The sequence below is a fragment of the Geodermatophilus maliterrae genome (assembly GCF_041018925.1).
In the GTDB taxonomy this organism is placed as follows: domain Bacteria; phylum Actinomycetota; class Actinomycetes; order Mycobacteriales; family Geodermatophilaceae; genus Geodermatophilus; species Geodermatophilus maliterrae.
Genome location: NZ_JBFNXQ010000011.1, coordinates 59,987 through 76,240 on the forward strand (window position 1 = coordinate 59,987; position 16,254 = coordinate 76,240).

Genomic DNA, 16,254 nt, shown 5'->3' on the forward strand with positions numbered 1-16,254 from the left:
TCCCCGGCGGAGCACCCGGGACCGCACGCTAGCCGGACGTCAGAGGTCGCCGGCGAGCTCCCGGAGCTGCTCGACCGTCCGCAGCCGGTCACGGCGCTCCGGCTGGACCAGGGAGGCGACCAGCGTGGTGACGCCGGCGCCACGGAGGGCGACCAGCCGCTCGGCCACCCACCCCCGCGGACCGACCAGCGAGGTGGCCTCGACGAGCCCGTCCGGGACGGCCGCGGCGGCCTCGTCCTTGCGGCCGGCCAGGTAGAGGTCCTGCACGGTGGCCGCGGCGTCGCCGAAGCCGTAGCGGACGGCGAGCTCGTTGTAGAAGTTCCTGCCGCGGGCGCCCATCCCGCCCAGGTAGAGCGCCAGCTCGTGGCGCGACCGCTCCCGCAGGGGTGCGACGTCCTCGCCGATCGCGCACGGGACGCCGACCCGCACGTCGAGCGGGCCGAGCGCCGGGTCGCGCCTCGCCGTCCCCGCGGCCAGGGACGCGCCCCAGGTCCCGGCCGCCTTCTCGGGCACGAAGAAGATCGGCTCCCAGCCCTCGGCGATCTCGGCGGTCATCTCGACGTTCCGCGGCCCGATCGACGCCAGCGTGACCGGTATCCGCTCGCGGACCGGCGTGTTGATGAGCTTCAGCGGCTTGCCCAGGCCGGTGCCCTGACCGGCCGGCAGGGGGATCGCGTAGTGGCGGCCCGCGTACTCGACGCGCTCGCGCCGCCAGACCGCCCGGCAGATCTCGACGATCTCGCGCAGGCGGGTGAGCGGCGCATCGTACGGGACGCCGTGGAAGCCCTCGACCACCTGCGGCCCGCTGGCCCCCAGGCCGAGGGTGAACCGCCCGCCGGAGACGGCGTCGAGACCGGCCGCGGTCATGGCGGTGAGCGTCGGCGTGCGCGTGAAGGCCTGCAGGATCCCGCTGGTCAGCTCCATCCGGTCGGTGACCGCGGCGAGGTACCCGAGCTGGCTGACCGCGTCGAAGCTGTAGGCCTCGGCGACCGAGACCAGCTCCAGGCCGGCCCGCTCGAGCTCGCCGATCTCGGCTGCGACCTCGCGGAAGCCGCCGTCGTACCGGACCCGCATGCCGATGCGCACGGCGCCCGCCTCCCCGCTCCGCCGTCGTGACCGGGGTCACCCTACGGGCGGCGCGCACTGCCGGGGTTCCTCGTGCAGTGCCGGTGCTGCAGTACCGGCAACGGGTGGGGAACGCCGGCAGTGGCAGCCGAGGGGTCAGCTGGCGGGCGACACCGAGCTCATGTTGAAGTCCGGCACCCGCACGGGCGGCATGGCGGCGCGGGTGAACCAGTCGTTCCACTCGCGCGGCAGCGTCCGCACGGTGCGCCCGGCCTCGGTGATCCGGCCCAACAGGTCCACCGGCGACTCGTTCCACCGGAAGTTGTTCACCGCGCCGGTGACCTCGCCGCCCTCGACGAGGAACACGCCGTCGCGGGTCAGCCCGGTGAGCAGCAGCGTCTGCGGGTCGACCTCGCGGATGTACCAGAGCGTGGTCAGCAGCAGGCCGCGGTCTGTGGCGGCGACCATCTCGTCCTGGCTCGCGGTCGCCTCCGGGACCTCGAGCAGCAGGTTGTCGACGGCGGCGACGGCGGGCGCGGTGGTCTTCAGCGCCCACGCCCGCGGCCGCATGAGGTTGGTGAGGACGCCGCCGGAGATCCAGTCCACCGCCGGTGTCGCCATGCCGTTGTCGAACACGCTCGCCGAGCCCGACGAGGCGCCCACCACCTGGAACGGCGCGGTCTCCAGCCCGGGGGCGGCCGGGTCGCTGCGCAGCGTCAGCGGCAGGGCGGCCAGCCGGTCGCCGATGCGGTTGCCGCCACCCGTGCGCGCGTAGACGTTGCGGCCCTCGTCGGCGTCGCGTGCCTCCATCGTCCAGTAGGCGTAGAGCATCAGGTCGCTGACCGCCGACGGCGGCAGCAGCGTCTCGTAGCGGCCGGCCGGCAGGTCGACCCGCCGCTTCGACCAGCCGAGCTTGCGCTCCACCTCGCCGGCCAGGCCGGCCACCGAGACGTCGCGGAAGTCGCGGGTGCCCACACCGGCCCACACCGAGCGCGAGTAGTCGGTGCTCTTGCCGTTGAGCTCGACCCGGCCGGTGGGCTGGTCGTGCCGCAGCCGCAGCCCGGTCGAGGTGCCGAGGTACGTCGTCGTCATGGCGTGCTCGGCGTAGCCGAACAGCAGGTCGCCGCGGTCGCGGGCGGCGCCGAACGCCTCGCCCAGCGCGGGCGCGAAGTCGGTGAACACCTCGATCGAGGTCTCGGCGGGGTCGGCGTCCCACTCCCCCGCGCCGGGCGGCGCTCCGCCGTCGGGAGCGGGGCTGATCAGCGGGACGGCGTCCTCGGCCGGCCCGGCGTCGCGGGCGGCCCGCTCGCTGGCCGCGACCAGCTCGGCGACGTCCGGCGTCCCGGTCCGCGCCACGGTGCCGGCGGCCATCCCCGCCCCGCCGTCGACGAACGAGACGACGACGACCTGGCGCGAGCGCATCGCCCCGTTGGTGGTCAGGCTGTTCGACGCCCACCGCAGGTTGGCCTCGGTGCTCTCGACGACGTAGACGACCTGTGCGTCGGCGGCGGAGGCGGCCAGCGCCTTCTCGACCAGCTGCTGCGCGGTCAGCTGTGTCATTGCTCCGCTCCTCGCTCGCTGGCGCTCGCTGCGATGCTCACAGCCCCCTCGCTGACGCTCGCACCTCTCATCGCCCGCCCTCCTGCACCGTGTTGAGGATGGTGACGCCCTCGAAGGCCGCCGCCGGGCAGCCGTGGCTGACCGGCGCGACCTGGCCGGGCTGGGCCTTGCCGCAGTTGAACGCCCCGCCGAGGCGGTAGGTGGACGGCCCGCCGACGGCGCGCATCGAGCCCCAGAAGTCCGTCGTCGTCGCCTGGTAGGCCACGTCGCGCAGCTGTCCGGCCAGCCGGCCGCCCTCGATCCGGTAGAAGCGCTGGCCGGTGAACTGGAAGTTGTAGCGCTGCATGTCGATCGACCAGCTCTTGTCGCCGACGACGTAGATGCCGCGCTCCACGCCGCCGATCAGCCCGTCGAGGTCGGGGCCGTCGGCCGCCGGCTGCAGCGACACGTTGGCCATCCGCTGCACCGGCACGTGCCGCGGCGAGTCGGCGAAGGCGCAGCCGTTGGAGCGGGCCATGCCGCCGAGCCGGGCGGTGTTGCGGTCGACCTGGTAGCCGACCAGCACGCCGTCGCGGACGACGTCCCACCGCTGGGCCTCGACGCCCTCGTCGTCCCAGCCGATCGTCGACAACCCGTGCTCGTCCACCCGGTCGCCGGTCACGTGCATGAGCTCCGAGCCGTACCGCAGGCTGCCCAGCTTGTCCACGGTGGCGAACGAGGTGCCGGCGTAGGCGGCCTCGTAGCCGAGCGCCCGGTCGAGCTCGGTGGCGTGCCCGACCGACTCGTGGATGGTCAGCCACAGGTTGGAGGGGTCGACGACGAGGTCGTAGCGGCCGGGCTCGACCGACGGCGCCTTGGTCTTCTCCCGCAGCAGCTCCGGGACCTGCGCCAGCTCGCCGTCCCAGTCCCATCGCCCGTCGGTGAGGTACTCCCAGCCGCGGCCGACGGGAGGTGCCAGCGTGCGCATGCTCTCGAACGCGCCGGTGGTGCGGTCGACGGTGAGCGCGGTGAACTGGGGGTGGATGCGCACCCGCTGCTGGCGGGTGCGGGTGCCGGTGGTGTCGGCGTAGTACTTCTGCTCCTTGACGTGCGTGCAGCCCGACTGCACGTGCTCGACCCCGTCGGCGGCCATGAGTCGCTCGGACCACTCGGTGAGCAGTCCGGTCTTCTCGGCGTCGGGCACGTCGAACGGGTCGACGTCGTAGGCCGAGACCCAGGTGCCCTCGTGGGGAGGCTCGGGTGCCAGTTCCACCCGGTCGCTGGCCACGGCCGCGGACACCTTCGCGACGGCGACCGCCTGCTCGGCCAGCCGCACCGCCTCGGCCGCGGTGAGCACCACGCCCGCGGCGAAGCCCCAGGTGCCCTCGTGCACCACGCGGACGGCCAGACCGAGGTCCTCGCCGTCGGTGAGCGCCTCGAGGCGGGCGTCGCGCAGGCTGATCGCCTGGGTGCGGATCCGCTCCACCCGCAGGTCCGCGTGCTCGCAGCCGAGGTCGACCGCGCGGGTCAGCGCCGCCTCGGTGAGCGCGGACAGGGGCAGGGCGAGGAAGGACTCGTCGACGTCCCGGGGTGCCGCCACCTCCCCTGTCTACCAGCCCCGCCCGCCCCGCCCCGCGCCCGCGGAGGCACCCCGTGCCCCTCCGCGGAGTTGCACGGGTCGGTGGGCCGGGTAGTCGCGGGCATGGCCTCGACCCCGTCCGACGACGTCACCCTCACCTTCGGCGGCAACGCGACCACGCTGCTGCGGCTGGGCGGCTTCACGCTGCTCACCGACCCGAACTTCATCGGCCGGGGGCAGCGGGTGTACCTGGGCAAGGGGCTGTGGACCAAGCGGCTGACCGACCCGGCCCTGCTGCCCGAGGACCTGCCCGACCTCGACGCCGTCCTGCTCTCCCACCTGCACGGCGACCACTGGGACCGCATCGCCTACGCGACCATCGACCGCGAGACGCCCGTCGTCACCACGCAGGCGGCCGCCCGGACGCTGGCGTCGCGGGGCTTCCGGGCGACGGCGGACCTGCGCCCCTGGCAGGTGCACGAGATCGGCGGGGACGGCGAGACCCTGCGGATCACCTCGGTGCCCGGCGTGCACGGCCCCGGCCCGCTGGCGCGGGTGCTGCCCCCGGTCATGGGCAGCGTGCTGGAGCTGTTCCGCGGCGGGCAGATGACCTGGCGCGGGTACGTCACCGGGGACACGCTCTACCGCCCGTGGTTGGGCGAGGTGCTGCAGCGCTGCGGGCCGCTCGACACCGTGATCGCGCACCTGGGCGGCACGAAGGCGCTCGGGATCACCGTGACCATGGACGGCCGGCAGGGCGCCGACCTGGTGGAGCTGCTGAAGCCGCCGGTCACCGTGCCGGTGCACTACGACGACTACGACCGGTTCGCCTCGCCGCTGGGCGACTTCGTGCGCGAGGTCGCCGAGCGGCGGGCGCCGGGTGAGCTGCGGGCCGTCGTCCGCGGGGAGACGATCTCCCTGCGGGCGTGACCCGCGGGCGGGCCGGGGTCAGCGGGCCAGCACCTCGTCGAGGCGCTCGTAGCCCTGGACGATGCCGACCTCCATGCCGCTGGCGATCATGGCGTCGCGGTCGGCGAAGGAGTCGACCAGCGAGGTGACGGTCAGCCGGGTCCGGCCGTCGCCGACGTCCTCGAGCACGAGCTTCTCCAGGGCGACGCCGTCGGGCATGCCCTCGAAGGTGAAGGTCTGCACGATCAGCTCGTCGGGCCGGACCTCGTGGAAGGTGCCGCGGAAGCCGTACTCGCCGTTCGCGTCGCTGTGCACGTAGCGGTAGGACCCGCCGGTGCGGCAGTCGTAGTGGTCGATGCGCATCTCCAGCCCGCGCGGGCCGAGCCACTGCACGACCAGCTCCGGGTCGGTGTGGGCGCGGAACACCTTGCTCGGCGGGGCGTCGAACTCGCGGGTGATGCGGACGAGCGGGACGTCGGGGTCGGCGACGATCTGCGTCTCGTGGGTGGTGGTGGTCATGGCGGGCCTCCCTGCGGTGGTGGGTCGTCGGTGCGGTGGGTGGGGGAGACGTCGTCCGGCATGGACCGGAGGACGTCGTCGAGGCGGCGGTAGCGCTCCTCGGCCTGGCGCCGGTAGCGCTCGATCCACTTGGTCATGAGGTCGAAGACCTCCGCCTCCAGGTGCACCGGACGGCGCTGGGCCTCCCGGCTGCGGCTGACCAGGCCGGCGTCCTCGAGCACCCGCAGGTGCTTGGACACCGCCTGGACGGTCACGTCGTAGGGGGCGGCCAGCTCCCCGACCGTCGCGTCACCGACCGCCAGCCGGGCGACGATGTCGCGCCGGGTGGGGTCGGCCAGTGCCGAGAACACCCGCGAGAGCGGATCTGCCGCCACTGCTGACCTCCTCGTTCAACCAAGTGGTTGAGGAAGACGGTAGGACGCGGCGCCACTATTGTCAACCGTGCGGTTGAAGAGGTCTCAGCGGGCCAGGCGGGCGGCGCGCGCGGCCACCTCGGTGCGCAGCGCAGCGGCGTCCACGGCGGTGCAGACGCCGCCGGCCACCACCTGCCGGCCGCCCACCCAGACGTCACCGACCAGCCGGGAGACGCCCGACCAGACCAGGTGGGTGAGCCAGTCGGCGGCGTCGCCGACCGGCTCGAAGCGCAGGTCCCGGGTGTCGACGTGCACCAGGTCGGCCCGCCGCCCGGCCGCCACCTGGCCGAGGTCGGGGCGGCCGATCGCGTCGGCGGCCCCGCCGGTGGCCAGCCAGAACGCCTCGGCGGCGGTCAGCGCGGTGGCCTCGCGCCGAGCGAGCCGGGCCAGCTGTGCGGCGAGGCGGACGTCGGCGAGCAGGTCCAGCCCGTCGTTGGACGCCGGCCCGTCGGTGCCCAGGCCCACCCGGATGCGGCGGTCGAGCATGTCCCGCACCCGCGCGACGCCGCTGGCCAGCTTGGCGTTGCTGGCCGGGCAGTGCGCGACGGCGACGTCGTACTCCGCCCACAGCTCCAGGTCGCCGTCGTCCATGTGCACGCAGTGCGCGGCGAGCACCCGCCCGCCCAGGACGTCGTGGGCGGCCAGCAGCGCCGGCACCGACAGCCCGTGGGTGGCCAGCAGGTCGGCGCCCTCGGTGGCGGTCTCGGCCACGTGCAGGTGCAGCAGCATCCCGTGCTCCCGCGCGAGCTCGGCGGCCCGGCGCAGCAGGGGCAGCGGGACGGTGTACGCCGCGTGCGGGCCGAGGCCGTACTCGACCAGGCCGTCGTCCGCGACGCCGGAGGCCAGGTCGACGGCGGCGGCCATCTGCTCCTCCAGCGGCGGCATGCCCGGCAGCGGCACCATGGGCGCGGCGATCACCGCGCGGGCGCCGGTCGCGCCGACGGCCGCGGCGATCCGCTCGGGCGAGAAGTACATCTCCACGCTGGTGGTGACCCCGCCGCGCAGCAGCTCCGCGGACGCGGCGGTCATCGCGACCTCGACGTCGTCCGGTGTCAGCCGTGCCTCCCGCGGCCACATGACCTCGCGCAGCCAGCGGTCCAGCGGCAGACCCTCCCCCTGGCCGCGGAACAGCACCATCGGCGCGTGCGAGTGGGCGTTCACCAGCCCCGGCACGAGCAGGCCGGGCAGCGCCACGACCTCGGCGTCGCCGGCCGGCGGGGCGTCGGCGGCCGCGCCCACCCAGGCGATCCGGCCGTCGTCGACGTCGACCACGGCGTCGGGGACGACGGTGCCGGCCCGGTCCCCCACGACGACGGCCCGGGCGGTGAGGCGCTGACGCATGGCGGCACGCTAGCCCCAGGGGCCCCCGTGCCCCCGGCCGCGTCCAGGCGCTGCCCGGGGGCCGCCCTTACCGTGGAGGCCATGTCCTTCCTCGCCGCCGCGGCCGCCTCCGACCAGGGCGGGATCACCGGCTTCCTGCTCGACCTCGTGGAGAGGCTCGGGCCCGTAGGCGTGGGGTTCAGCATCCTGCTCGAGACGGTCATCCCGCCGATCCCCAGCGAGGCCGTGCTGGGCCTGGCCGGCGTGCTGATCCGCAGCGGCGAGATGGACGTCGTCCCGGTCGTCCTGTTCGCCACGCTGGGCTCGATCCTCGGGGCCGTCTTCTTCTACTACGTCGGCCGGGCGCTGGGCCCGCGGCGCTCGCACGCCTTCCTCGACCGGCTGCCGCTGGTGGAGACCGAGGACGTCGACAAGACCTTCGCCTGGTTCGAGCGCCACGGCCGCTCGGCGGTCTTCTTCGGCCGCATGGTGCCGATCGTGCGCAGCTTCATCTCGGTGCCGGCCGGCGTCGTCCGGATGCCGTTCGGCCAGTTCGTCCTCTACTCCGCCGCGGGCAGCCTGATCTGGAACACCGTCCTGATCGGCCTCGGCGTCCTGGCCGGCGACTTCATCCAGGACAACCTGAAGTACTTCGACTACCTGGTCGTCGCGGTGTTCGCGGCGGGGCTGGGCTACCTGGTCTACAAGCGGGCCAAGGACGTGCGCCACCACCGCCGGCGCCGCACCACGGCCGGTCGGGCCGAGGACACCGGCAGCGACCGGCCGACGGCGTGAGCGCCGCCCGCCCCGACGTCGTCGCGTTCGACGTCAACGAGACGCTGCTCGACCTCGAGCCGGTGCGCGCCGCGCTGGTGGAGCTCGGCCAGCCCGCGCACCTGCTGCCCACCGTCTTCGGCCGCACGCTGCAGACCGGGTTCGCCGCCACGGTGGCCGGCACCTGGCTGCCCTTCCGTGCCGCGTTCGAGTCGTCGCTGGCCCAGCTCACCGACCTCGACGACGGCGACCGCGGCCGGGTGGCCGACGCCTTCCTCGAGCTCTCGCCGCACCCCGACGTCGAGCCCGTCCTGCGCCGGCTCGCCACGGCCGGGGTCCGCGTGGTGACGCTCTCGCACGGCTCGCCCGGTGTGGCCGAGGCGGGGCTGGAGCGCGGCGGCGTCACGCCGCTGGTCGAGCGCACGCTGACCAGCGAGACCGTGCGGACGTGGAAGCCCTCCCGCGCCGCCTACCTGTGGGCCGCGGGCGCCTGCGGGGTCGCGCCGGGCCGGATGGCGCTGGTGGCCGCCCACGGCTGGGACGTCCTCGGCGCGGAGCGGGCCGGCCTCACCGGCGCCTGGTTCCCCCGTGCCGAGCGGGTGTACCCGCCGGCCTACCCGGCGCCGGCCGTCGTCGCCGACGACCTGGCCGGGGCGGTCGAGGCACTGCTCGCCCTGCCCCCGGCGTGACCGGACCGGCGCTGGTCGGCACCCCGCTCGGCCCGGCGGGCGTGCACGGGGACGGGCCGGTCGACGGCGCCCGCGGCACGCTGGTCCTCGGCCACGGCGCGGGTGGGGGCGTGGCGTCGGCCGACCTGACCGCCGTCACCGCCTCCGCGTCCGCGGCCGGCTGGCGGGTGCTGCGCGTGGAGCAGCCGTGGCGGGTGGCCGGGAAGCGCATCCCCCCGGCACCACCGCGCCTGGACACCGCGTGGACGGCGGTGCTCGACGCGCTGCGCGCGGGCGGGTCGCTCTCCTCGCCGCTCGTGCTCGGCGGCCGCAGCGCCGGGGCGCGGGTGGCCTGCCGGACGGCGGCGGCCCAGGGTGCCGACGGCGTCCTCGCGCTCGCCTTCCCGCTGCACCCGCCAGGTCGCCCGGAGCGCAGCCGCGCCGCGGAGCTGAGGGAGGCCGGTGTTCCGCTGGTCGTGGTGCAGGGCGAGACGGACGCGCACGGCCGGCCCGAGGAGGTCGCCGCCGCGCTCACCGGGACGGCGACGGCATCGGTCTCCGCCGTGCCGGGCGACCACTCGCTGCTGCGGGCCCCCGAGGTGGTGGCCGCGGCGGCGCTGTCGTGGCTCCAGGAGCTGCTCGCCCTCAGGTGCTGATCTTCGGCTGCGTGCACGGGGCACGCGCGGACACGCCGGCCGGCCGTGCACGCGTCCGATGATCGACTCGAGGGCCGGCCTCAGCGGCGGCGGCGCCGGATGACGAGCGTGATCAGCAGCAGCAGCGCCGCCACCCCGGCGGCGGGAGCGGCGAAGCGGGCCATCGCCGCGCCGCCGGCCACCTCGAGCAGGTCGATCGGCTCGGGCTCCTCGGCCGGCTGCCGCACCGGCCGCGGGGTGCTGCGCGGCGGCGCGCCCGTGGCCGGCCGGGTCGGCGGTGCCGAGGGCCCGGACGGCGGGGTGCTCGGTGTGCCACCGACGGGCGTGACCGGCGCCGTGTCGGTCGCCGCCGGGGCGGTGTCGCCGGCGGCCAGGGCAGCGTCACCCACGACCGGGACCGGAGCGGTGTCGGTGGCGCCCACCGCGGGGATCGAGACGGTGTCGGTCGCCCCGGCGACCGCGGTCACCGGCCGGGTGTCGGGCGCCGCCGGTCCAGCGGCCGTCGCGGCCGGCTCCTCCGTGGCCTTGCCGGTGGCCTTGTCGGTGGCCGACGCCGCGGCCTCCTTCGCGGCCGTCCCGGCCTTGCGCACGGCCTCGGCGACGGCGTTGTCGCCCGGCGTCTGCTCGACGGAGGCGGCGACCTCCTCGGCGACACCGGTGGCGGTCGCCGTGACCGAGCCGGGGGCGTCGGCCCGCGCCGCGTCGGCCCGCGCCGCGTCGCCCTGCGCGTCGCCCTCACCCAGCTGGGCGGCGAGCTTGTCGGCGAACTGGCCGAGCAGCTTGTTGCCGACGTCGGTCATGACGCCGCGGCCGAACTGGGCCGGGCGGCCGGTGATGTTGAGGTCGGTGAGGACGTCGACGCGCGTGGTGTCACCCTCGCCCTTGAGCTGCGCGGTGATGAGCGCGGCCGCGGTGCCGTTGCCGCGCTGGTCCTTGCCGCGGCCGTCGATGACGGCCCGGTGGGCGGCCTCGTCCTTCTCCACGAAGGACGCCTTGCCCTGGTAGGTCAGGTTGATCGGGCCGAGCTTGACCTTGACCCGGCCGGTGAAGGAGTCCCCCTCGACCGAGTCCAGCGCCGCTCCGGGCATGCACGGGGCGATCCGCTCGATGTCGAGGAGCACCCGCCAGGCCTCGTCGACGGGCACGGGGACGGTGAACGAGTTCTCCAGCTGCACGGTGCGACCTCCGGGGTGGGATGACGCCTCGGCCGGTCCGCCCCGAGGGGCGGGCCGGCCGAGGGAGGGACGGGCGGTGCCGGGCAGGGCCCCGTCCCGGGCACCGCCCCGAGCCTGGTGACGTACTGGAACGGCCCCCCCGCAGGGACCCAGCACGAGCTTGCGAGTGCCTTGGGGGCGAGGGGGTCCTTCGTCAAGCTACAACCCGGCGGCGGCGGTGACCGCCCGGCGGGTGAGCACCTGCGCGAGGTGCTCGCGGTAGTCGGCCTGGGCGTTGAGGTCACTGCTCGGGCTGGTGCCCTCCGCGGCCGACCGGGCCGCGGTCGCGATCGCGTCGGCCGTCGCGGGGGCCCCGGCGAGGGCCGCCTCGGTGGCCGATGCGCGCAGCGGCGTCGGACCCATGTTGGTCAGCCCGATCCGCGCCTCGGCGATGTGCCCGTCCTCCCGCCGGACGGCGGCCGCCACGGCGACGATCGACCAGGCCTGCGCCACGCGGTTGAACTTCTCGTAGCGCACCCCCCAGTCGCCGGCGAGCTTGGGCACCCGGATCTCGACCAGGATCTCCCCCTCGTCGAGGGAGGTCGTGAGGTAGTCGACGAAGAACTCCGACGCGGGCACCGTGCGCCGCCCGGACGGGCCCGCGACGACCATCTCGGCGTCCAGCGCCAGGGCCACCGCCGCCAGGTCGCCCGCGGGGTCGGCGTGGGCGAGCGCCCCGCCGAAGGTGCCGCGCCGGCGGGTCTGCCGGTCGGCCACCGTCTCGGTCGCCTCGGCGATCAGCTTGGCGTACCGCGCGATCAGCGGGTCGGCGATCACCTCGGCGTGCGTGGTCATCGCGCCGATGACCAGGTGCTCGCCCTCCTCCCGCACGCCCTTGAGCTCGGCGACGCCGCCGAGGTCGACGACCGTCTCGGGCGCGGCCAGCCGCAGCCGCATGACCGGGATCAGCGACTGGCCACCGGCCATGATCTTGACGTCCTCGCCGCCGGCGGCGACCGCCTGCAGCGCCTCGTCGACCGTGGTGGGCCGGACGTAGTCGAACGGTGCGGGGATCATGGCTGCACTCCAAAGTCGTTCCGGCGGATCACCGGTCACCTCCGAGGGACGAAGCGGGGGTCGAGACACCGGCGGTGGTCTCGGTCTGGGCGCCGCCGTAGGCGTTGGACCCGGCCGTGGCCCGGTCCCCGCCGTCGCCACCCTGGTGGATCGCCCGCCAGACCCGCTCGGGCGTCAGCGGCATGCGGATGTCGCTCACCCCGAGGTGCCGGACGGCGTCGAGCGCGGCGTTCACCACCGCCGGCGTGCTGGCGATGCAACCGGCCTCGCCCACGCCCTTGGCGCCGATCGGGTTGCCGGGCGCCACGTGCACGGTGTTGCCCGTGTCGAAGTGCGGCAGGTCGGCGGCCGAGGGCACCAGGTAGTCGACGAAGGTGCCGGTGGTGAGGTTGCCGTCGGCGTCGTAGACGGCCTCCTCGTACAGCGCCTGCGCGATGCCCTGCGCCAGCCCGCCGTGGACCTGCCCCTCGACGATGATCGGGTTGACGATCGTGCCGACGTCGTCGACGCAGGCGTACTTGCGGATCTTGACGAACCCGGTGTCGGTGTCGACCTCCATGGCGCAGATGTGCGTGCCGTGGGGGAAGGAGAAGTTCACCGGGTCGAAGGTCGCGTCGGCGTCGATCGAGGGCTCGACGTCCTCCGGGTAGTCGTGCGCGGCGAAGACGGCGAGCGCGACCTCCTGGATGCTCATGCCGGTCCCCGGCGTCCCGCGGACGCTGAACCGGCCGCCGGTGAAGTCGAGGTCGTCCTCGCTCGCCTCGAGCAGGTGCGCGGCGACCTTGCGGGCCTTGGCGATCACCTTGTCGGCGGCCTTGACCACCGCGGTGCCGCCGACGACCAGCGAGCGCGAGCCGTAGGTGTCCAGACCCCGCGTGGCGATCGCGGTGTCGCCGTGCAGCACCTCGACGTCCTCGAACGGCACGCCGAGCGAGTCGGCGACCAGCTGGCTCCAGGCCGTCTCGTGGCCCTGGCCGTGTGGCGTCGAGCCGGTGACCACCTCGACCTTGCCGGTGGGCAGCATCCGGATGGAGGCGTGCTCCCAGCCGCCGGCCCCGAAGGACAGCGAGCCGAGCACCCGGGAGGGGGCCAGGCCGCACATCTCGGTGAAGGTGGAGAAACCGATGCCCAGCTGCACGGGGTCGCCCGACTCCCGGCGGCGGCGCTGCTCCTCGCGCAGCTCGTCGTAGCCGACGAGCTCGAGGGCCTGCTGCGTCGCGGTGTCGTAGTCGCCGCTGTCGTACTCCAGGCCCGCCACCGTGGTGAAGGGGAACTCCTGGGCCTGGATCCAGTTCCTGCGGCGCAGCTCGAGCGGGTCCATGCCGAGCTCGACGGCGAGCTCGTCCATGATCCGCTCGACGGCGAAGGTCGCCTCGGGCCGGCCGGCGCCGCGGTAGGCGTCCGTGGGCACCTTGTTGGTGAAGACGCCGTCGCACTCGAAGCGGTAGGCCGGGAACTTGTAGATGCCGGGGAACATGAAGGCGCCCAGAGCCGGGACGCCGGGTGTGATCAGCCGCAGGTAGGCGCCCATGTCGGCGAGCAGCCGCACGCGCAGCCCCTTGACGTTGCCCTCGCGGTCGGCGGCGACGTCGATGTACTGGATCTGGTCGCGGCCGTGGTGGGCGGTCATCAGCGACTCGCTGCGGGTCTCGGTCCACTTGACCGGCTTGCCGAGGCGGCGCGCGATCAGGAGGGCGAGGACCTCCTCGGGGTTGACCTGCAGCTTCCCGCCGAAGCCGCCGCCCACGTCGGGGGCGATGACCCGCAGCTTGTGCTCGGGCACGCCGGTGACCGAGGCGAGCATGACGCGCAGGATGTGCGGCACCTGGGTGGCCGACCACATCGTGTAGTTGTCGCCCTGCGGCTGGACGACGACCGAGCGCGGCTCCATGAACGCCGGGATCAGCCGCTGGTTGATGAACCGCCGGCTGACGACGACCTCGGCGTCGGCGAACGCCTGATCGGTGTCGGTGCCGGTGCCGGCCTCGCCCGCGTCGAAGACGAAGTGGTAGCTGGTGTTCGTGCCGGCCGACTCGTGCACGAGGTCGGCGCCCTCGCGGACGGCCTCCTCCATGTCGAGCACCGGTGGCAGCAGGTCGTAGTCGACGTCGACGAGCTCCACGGCGTCGGCGGCGGCGGTGCGCGAGCGGCCGATGATGACCGCCACCGCCTCGCCCACGTGGTTGACCTGGTCGACGGCGATCGACGGGTGGCCGGGGTTGACCATGTCCGGCGTCACCGGCCAGGCGCAGGGGATGGAGCCCTGCTCGTCCGCGAGGTCGCGACCGGTGAGGACGGCGACGATGCCGGGGGCGTCGGCGGCCGCGGAGACGTCGACGTTGGTGATGCGGGCGTGCGCGACGGGGCTGCGCACCACGGACAGGTGCAGCATCCCGGGCAGGACCATGTTGTCGGTCCAGGTGGTGCGGCCGGTGATGAGGCGGGCGTCCTCCTTGCGGAGGCGCGCCCTGCCGATCTCCTTCTCCGGTGCGGTGGCCTGGGTGGCCGGGTCCTCGGTGACGGTCATGCCTGCGCTCCCAGCGTGTCCGTGGTGGCGGCGCCCGACATCTCACCCGCGGCCTGCTGGACCGCGCGGACGATGTTCTGGTAGCCGGTACAGCGGCAGAGGTTGCCCTCGATGCCCTCGCGGATCTCGGCCTCGCTCGGGTTCGGGTTCTCGTTCAGCAGGTCGATCGAGGCCATGATCATCCCTGGTGTGCAGTAGCCGCACTGCAGGCCGTGCATCTCGTGGAAGGCCTTCTGGACCGGGTGCAGCGCGGCACCGGGAGCTCCCTGGCCGGCGATGCCCTCGATGGTGGTGACCTCCGCGCCGTCGGCCTGGACGGCCAGGACGGTGCAGGACTTCACGGCCTGCCCGTCGAGGTGGACGGTGCAGGCGCCGCAGTTGCTGGTGTCGCATCCGACGACGGTGCCGACCTTGCCCAGCTGCTCGCGCAGGTGGTGGACCAGCAGCGTCCGGGGTTCGACGTCGTCGGTGTAGCTCACGCCGTCGACCCGCATGCTGACCTGTGTCATGGATCCTCCGCTCCGTTGCAGGGGGCTGACGCGCCCGGCCGTGCGGACGCTCTCGGGCGGAGTCTGTCAACGCGGGAGTGACTTAGGCCACGCTTACCTGTGACGACCCCACCTCTCCACCCGCAGGTGCGGAAAGTGGGTGAGTGCAGGTTCCGCAGACGCGGATCCGGTACCGGCGTGTCGTACCGCAGGGCAGAGGTTGCAGCCTCGTTGCAGCACCGCGGCCGGGTCAGGCGGCCGGGACCCCCCGCAGCTCGCGCCGCCGCAGCCCCGCGGAGGCGGCCAGCGCGACCAGCCCGAGGACCGCCAGCACGGCGCCGACCAGGCTCGGGGCGGTGTAGCCGTACCCCGCGGCGATGACCACGCCGCCCAGCCAGGCGCCGAGCGCGTTGGCCGCGTTGAGCGCGGAGTGGTTGAGCGCGGCGCCGAGCATCTGCGCGTCGCCGGCGACCTCCATGAGCCGCAGCTGCAGGCAGACGACGAGCACCGAGGCGCTCATCGCCAGCAGGAACACCGAGGCGAACAGCGTCGGGCCGGCCGAGGCCGCCGGGCCGACCAGCAGCAGCAGGACCAGGACCGCGACCATCGCCCCGACCAGGGAGCGGAACAGCGCGCGGTCGGCCAGCCGCCCGCCGAGCGCGGTGCCGGCGAACCCGCCGACGCCGAAGGCCAGCAGCACCCACGGCACCGCGCCCCGCGAGAGCCCGGCGACGTCGGTGGTGATCGGCGCGATGTAGCTGTAGACGGCGAACATGCCGCCGAACCCGACGGTGGCCACCACGAGCGTGAGCAGCACCTGCGGGCGGCGCAGCGCCCCGAGCTCGGTGCGGATGCCGGCATCGGGGTGCCGGGGCGTGCGCGGGACGACGGCGAGCACCGCGGCGACGGTCAGGGCGGCGAGGACGACCACGGCCCAGTAGGCCGCCCGCCAGCCGAGGGTCTGGCCCAGCCAGGTGGCGGCGGGGACGCCGGCGAGGGTGGCCGCGGCCAGCCCGAGCATGACCGAGCCGACCGCCCGCCCGCGCAGCGCCGAGGGCACCAGCGCGGCGGCGACCAGCGAGGCGACGCCGAAGTAGGCTCCGTGCGGCAGGCCGCTGACGAAGCGGGCCAGCAGCAGCGTCGTCGACCCGGGAGCCAGCGCGCTGAGCACGTTGCCGGCCAGGAAGGCGGCCATGAGGCCGACGAGCAGCCCGCGGCGCGGCAGCCGGGCACCGAGCGCGGCGATGACCGGGGCGCCGACGACGACGCCGAGTGCGTAGGCGGAGATGACGTGGCCCGCGGTGGGGATGTCGACGCCGACGCCGGCCGCGATGTCGGGCAGCAGCCCCATGGTGACGAACTCGGTGGTGCCGATCGCGAAGCCGCCCAGCGCGAGCGCCACCAGAGCGACCGCCACCCGCGGCGTCCCGAGGGACGCGGTCCGGGGAGCGGGCTGGGCGGCGGTGCGGACGGTCACGTAGCCGTGCCAAGGCTCCGGGGGCGGGGCACATTCCCCGCCCGGCGGGTCGCGGCCGGGCCGCGGGTCAGCCACGGGGGGCCCGGCGC

The 16,254-nt window shown here is 74.7% G+C and carries 15 protein-coding genes; 4 read left to right on the forward strand and 11 right to left on the reverse strand.

Features of this window, described 5'->3' with window-relative positions:
* Positions 1 to 39: 39 nt before the first annotated feature.
* The 3 genes from ABQ292_RS05965 to ABQ292_RS05975 all read right to left on the reverse strand — a co-directional run bounded on the left by ABQ292_RS05965 (position 40) and on the right by ABQ292_RS05975 (position 4,204).
* Positions 40 to 1,086: an LLM class F420-dependent oxidoreductase gene (locus ABQ292_RS05965; protein ID WP_369204240.1), complete on the reverse strand. Its 1,047-nt coding sequence runs from the start codon at positions 1,084 to 1,086 to the stop codon at positions 40 to 42.
* A 135-nt stretch (positions 1,087 to 1,221) separates the two neighbouring features.
* Positions 1,222 to 2,625 carry a metallopeptidase TldD-related protein gene (locus tag ABQ292_RS05970; protein ID WP_369204242.1) on the reverse strand — a complete coding sequence of 468 codons (1,404 nt, stop codon included), beginning with the start codon at positions 2,623 to 2,625 and terminating at the stop codon, positions 1,222 to 1,224.
* A 67-nt stretch (positions 2,626 to 2,692) separates the two neighbouring features.
* Positions 2,693 to 4,204, reverse strand: coding sequence for a TldD/PmbA family protein (locus ABQ292_RS05975; protein ID WP_369204244.1), 1,512 nt, complete (start codon positions 4,202 to 4,204; stop codon positions 2,693 to 2,695).
* A gap of 102 nt (positions 4,205 to 4,306) precedes the next feature.
* On the opposite strand from ABQ292_RS05975, the gene ABQ292_RS05980 reads away from it, so the two are divergent.
* Positions 4,307 to 5,113, forward strand: a complete 807-nt coding sequence (locus ABQ292_RS05980) for an MBL fold metallo-hydrolase (protein ID WP_369204246.1) — start codon at positions 4,307 to 4,309, stop codon at positions 5,111 to 5,113.
* An 18-nt stretch (positions 5,114 to 5,131) separates the two neighbouring features.
* On the opposite strand, the gene ABQ292_RS05985 is transcribed toward ABQ292_RS05980, so the two are convergent.
* The 3 genes from ABQ292_RS05985 to ABQ292_RS05995 form a co-directional block, all read right to left on the reverse strand.
* On the reverse strand, positions 5,132 to 5,611 hold the full coding sequence (locus ABQ292_RS05985) for an SRPBCC family protein (protein ID WP_369204248.1): 480 nt from the start codon (positions 5,609 to 5,611) through the stop codon (positions 5,132 to 5,134).
* Positions 5,608 to 5,985 carry an ArsR/SmtB family transcription factor gene (locus tag ABQ292_RS05990; RefSeq protein WP_369204250.1) on the reverse strand — a complete coding sequence of 126 codons (378 nt, stop codon included), beginning with the start codon at positions 5,983 to 5,985 and terminating at the stop codon, positions 5,608 to 5,610. The genes ABQ292_RS05985 and ABQ292_RS05990 overlap by 4 nt, the downstream gene beginning before the upstream one ends.
* Positions 5,986 to 6,069: 84 nt before the next feature.
* Complete coding sequence (locus tag ABQ292_RS05995; protein ID WP_369204252.1) at positions 6,070 to 7,365, reverse strand: amidohydrolase family protein; 1,296 nt, start codon at positions 7,363 to 7,365, stop codon at positions 6,070 to 6,072.
* A gap of 81 nt (positions 7,366 to 7,446) precedes the next feature.
* On the opposite strand from ABQ292_RS05995, the gene ABQ292_RS06000 reads away from it, so the two are divergent.
* The 3 genes from ABQ292_RS06000 to ABQ292_RS06010 are packed head-to-tail and all read left to right on the forward strand — an operon-like array spanning position 7,447 to position 9,442.
* A complete protein-coding gene (locus ABQ292_RS06000) occupies positions 7,447 to 8,139 on the forward strand; it encodes a DedA family protein (RefSeq protein ID WP_369204254.1) in 693 nt (230 codons plus the stop codon).
* Positions 8,136 to 8,807 carry an HAD family hydrolase gene (locus ABQ292_RS06005; RefSeq protein WP_369204256.1) on the forward strand — a complete coding sequence of 224 codons (672 nt, stop codon included), beginning with the start codon at positions 8,136 to 8,138 and terminating at the stop codon, positions 8,805 to 8,807. The genes ABQ292_RS06000 and ABQ292_RS06005 overlap by 4 nt, the downstream gene beginning before the upstream one ends.
* Positions 8,804 to 9,442, forward strand: coding sequence for an alpha/beta hydrolase family protein (locus ABQ292_RS06010; RefSeq protein WP_369204258.1), 639 nt, complete (start codon positions 8,804 to 8,806; stop codon positions 9,440 to 9,442). The genes ABQ292_RS06005 and ABQ292_RS06010 overlap by 4 nt, the downstream gene beginning before the upstream one ends.
* Positions 9,443 to 9,522: 80 nt before the next feature.
* On the opposite strand, the gene ABQ292_RS06015 is transcribed toward ABQ292_RS06010, so the two are convergent.
* From ABQ292_RS06015 to ABQ292_RS06035, 5 genes are all read right to left on the reverse strand, one after another.
* Positions 9,523 to 10,617, reverse strand: a complete 1,095-nt coding sequence (locus tag ABQ292_RS06015) for an SRPBCC domain-containing protein (RefSeq protein WP_369204260.1) — start codon at positions 10,615 to 10,617, stop codon at positions 9,523 to 9,525.
* Positions 10,618 to 10,815: 198 nt separating this feature from the next.
* Complete coding sequence (locus ABQ292_RS06020; protein ID WP_369204262.1) at positions 10,816 to 11,673, reverse strand: FAD binding domain-containing protein; 858 nt, start codon at positions 11,671 to 11,673, stop codon at positions 10,816 to 10,818.
* A 28-nt stretch (positions 11,674 to 11,701) separates the two neighbouring features.
* Entirely contained in the window at positions 11,702 to 14,200 is a 2,499-nt protein-coding gene (locus ABQ292_RS06025; protein WP_369204264.1) for a xanthine dehydrogenase family protein molybdopterin-binding subunit, read from the reverse strand.
* Positions 14,197 to 14,709 (reverse strand): (2Fe-2S)-binding protein, encoded by a 513-nt coding sequence (locus ABQ292_RS06030; RefSeq protein WP_369204266.1) that lies wholly within the window; start codon positions 14,707 to 14,709, stop codon positions 14,197 to 14,199. The genes ABQ292_RS06025 and ABQ292_RS06030 overlap by 4 nt, the downstream gene beginning before the upstream one ends.
* 229 nt (positions 14,710 to 14,938) lie before the next feature.
* A complete protein-coding gene (locus ABQ292_RS06035) occupies positions 14,939 to 16,240 on the reverse strand; it encodes an MFS transporter (protein WP_369204270.1) in 1,302 nt (433 codons plus the stop codon).
* Between the last annotated feature and the right edge of the window lie 14 nt (positions 16,241 to 16,254).

Coding starts and splice junctions, on each gene's coding strand:
- ABQ292_RS05970 (WP_369204242.1), bottom strand. CDS start 2,625: ATGACACAGCTGACCGCGCAGCAGCTGGTCGAGAAGGCGCTGGCCGCC.
- ABQ292_RS05980 (WP_369204246.1), top strand. CDS start 4,307: ATGGCCTCGACCCCGTCCGACGACGTCACCCTCACCTTCGGCGGCAAC.
- ABQ292_RS05985 (WP_369204248.1), bottom strand. CDS start 5,611: ATGACCACCACCACCCACGAGACGCAGATCGTCGCCGACCCCGACGTC.
- ABQ292_RS05995 (WP_369204252.1), bottom strand. CDS start 7,365: ATGCGTCAGCGCCTCACCGCCCGGGCCGTCGTCGTGGGGGACCGGGCC.
- ABQ292_RS06000 (WP_369204254.1), top strand. CDS start 7,447: ATGTCCTTCCTCGCCGCCGCGGCCGCCTCCGACCAGGGCGGGATCACC.
- ABQ292_RS06020 (WP_369204262.1), bottom strand. CDS start 11,673: ATGATCCCCGCACCGTTCGACTACGTCCGGCCCACCACGGTCGACGAG.
- ABQ292_RS06025 (WP_369204264.1), bottom strand. CDS start 14,200: ATGACCGTCACCGAGGACCCGGCCACCCAGGCCACCGCACCGGAGAAG.
- ABQ292_RS06030 (WP_369204266.1), bottom strand. CDS start 14,709: ATGACACAGGTCAGCATGCGGGTCGACGGCGTGAGCTACACCGACGAC.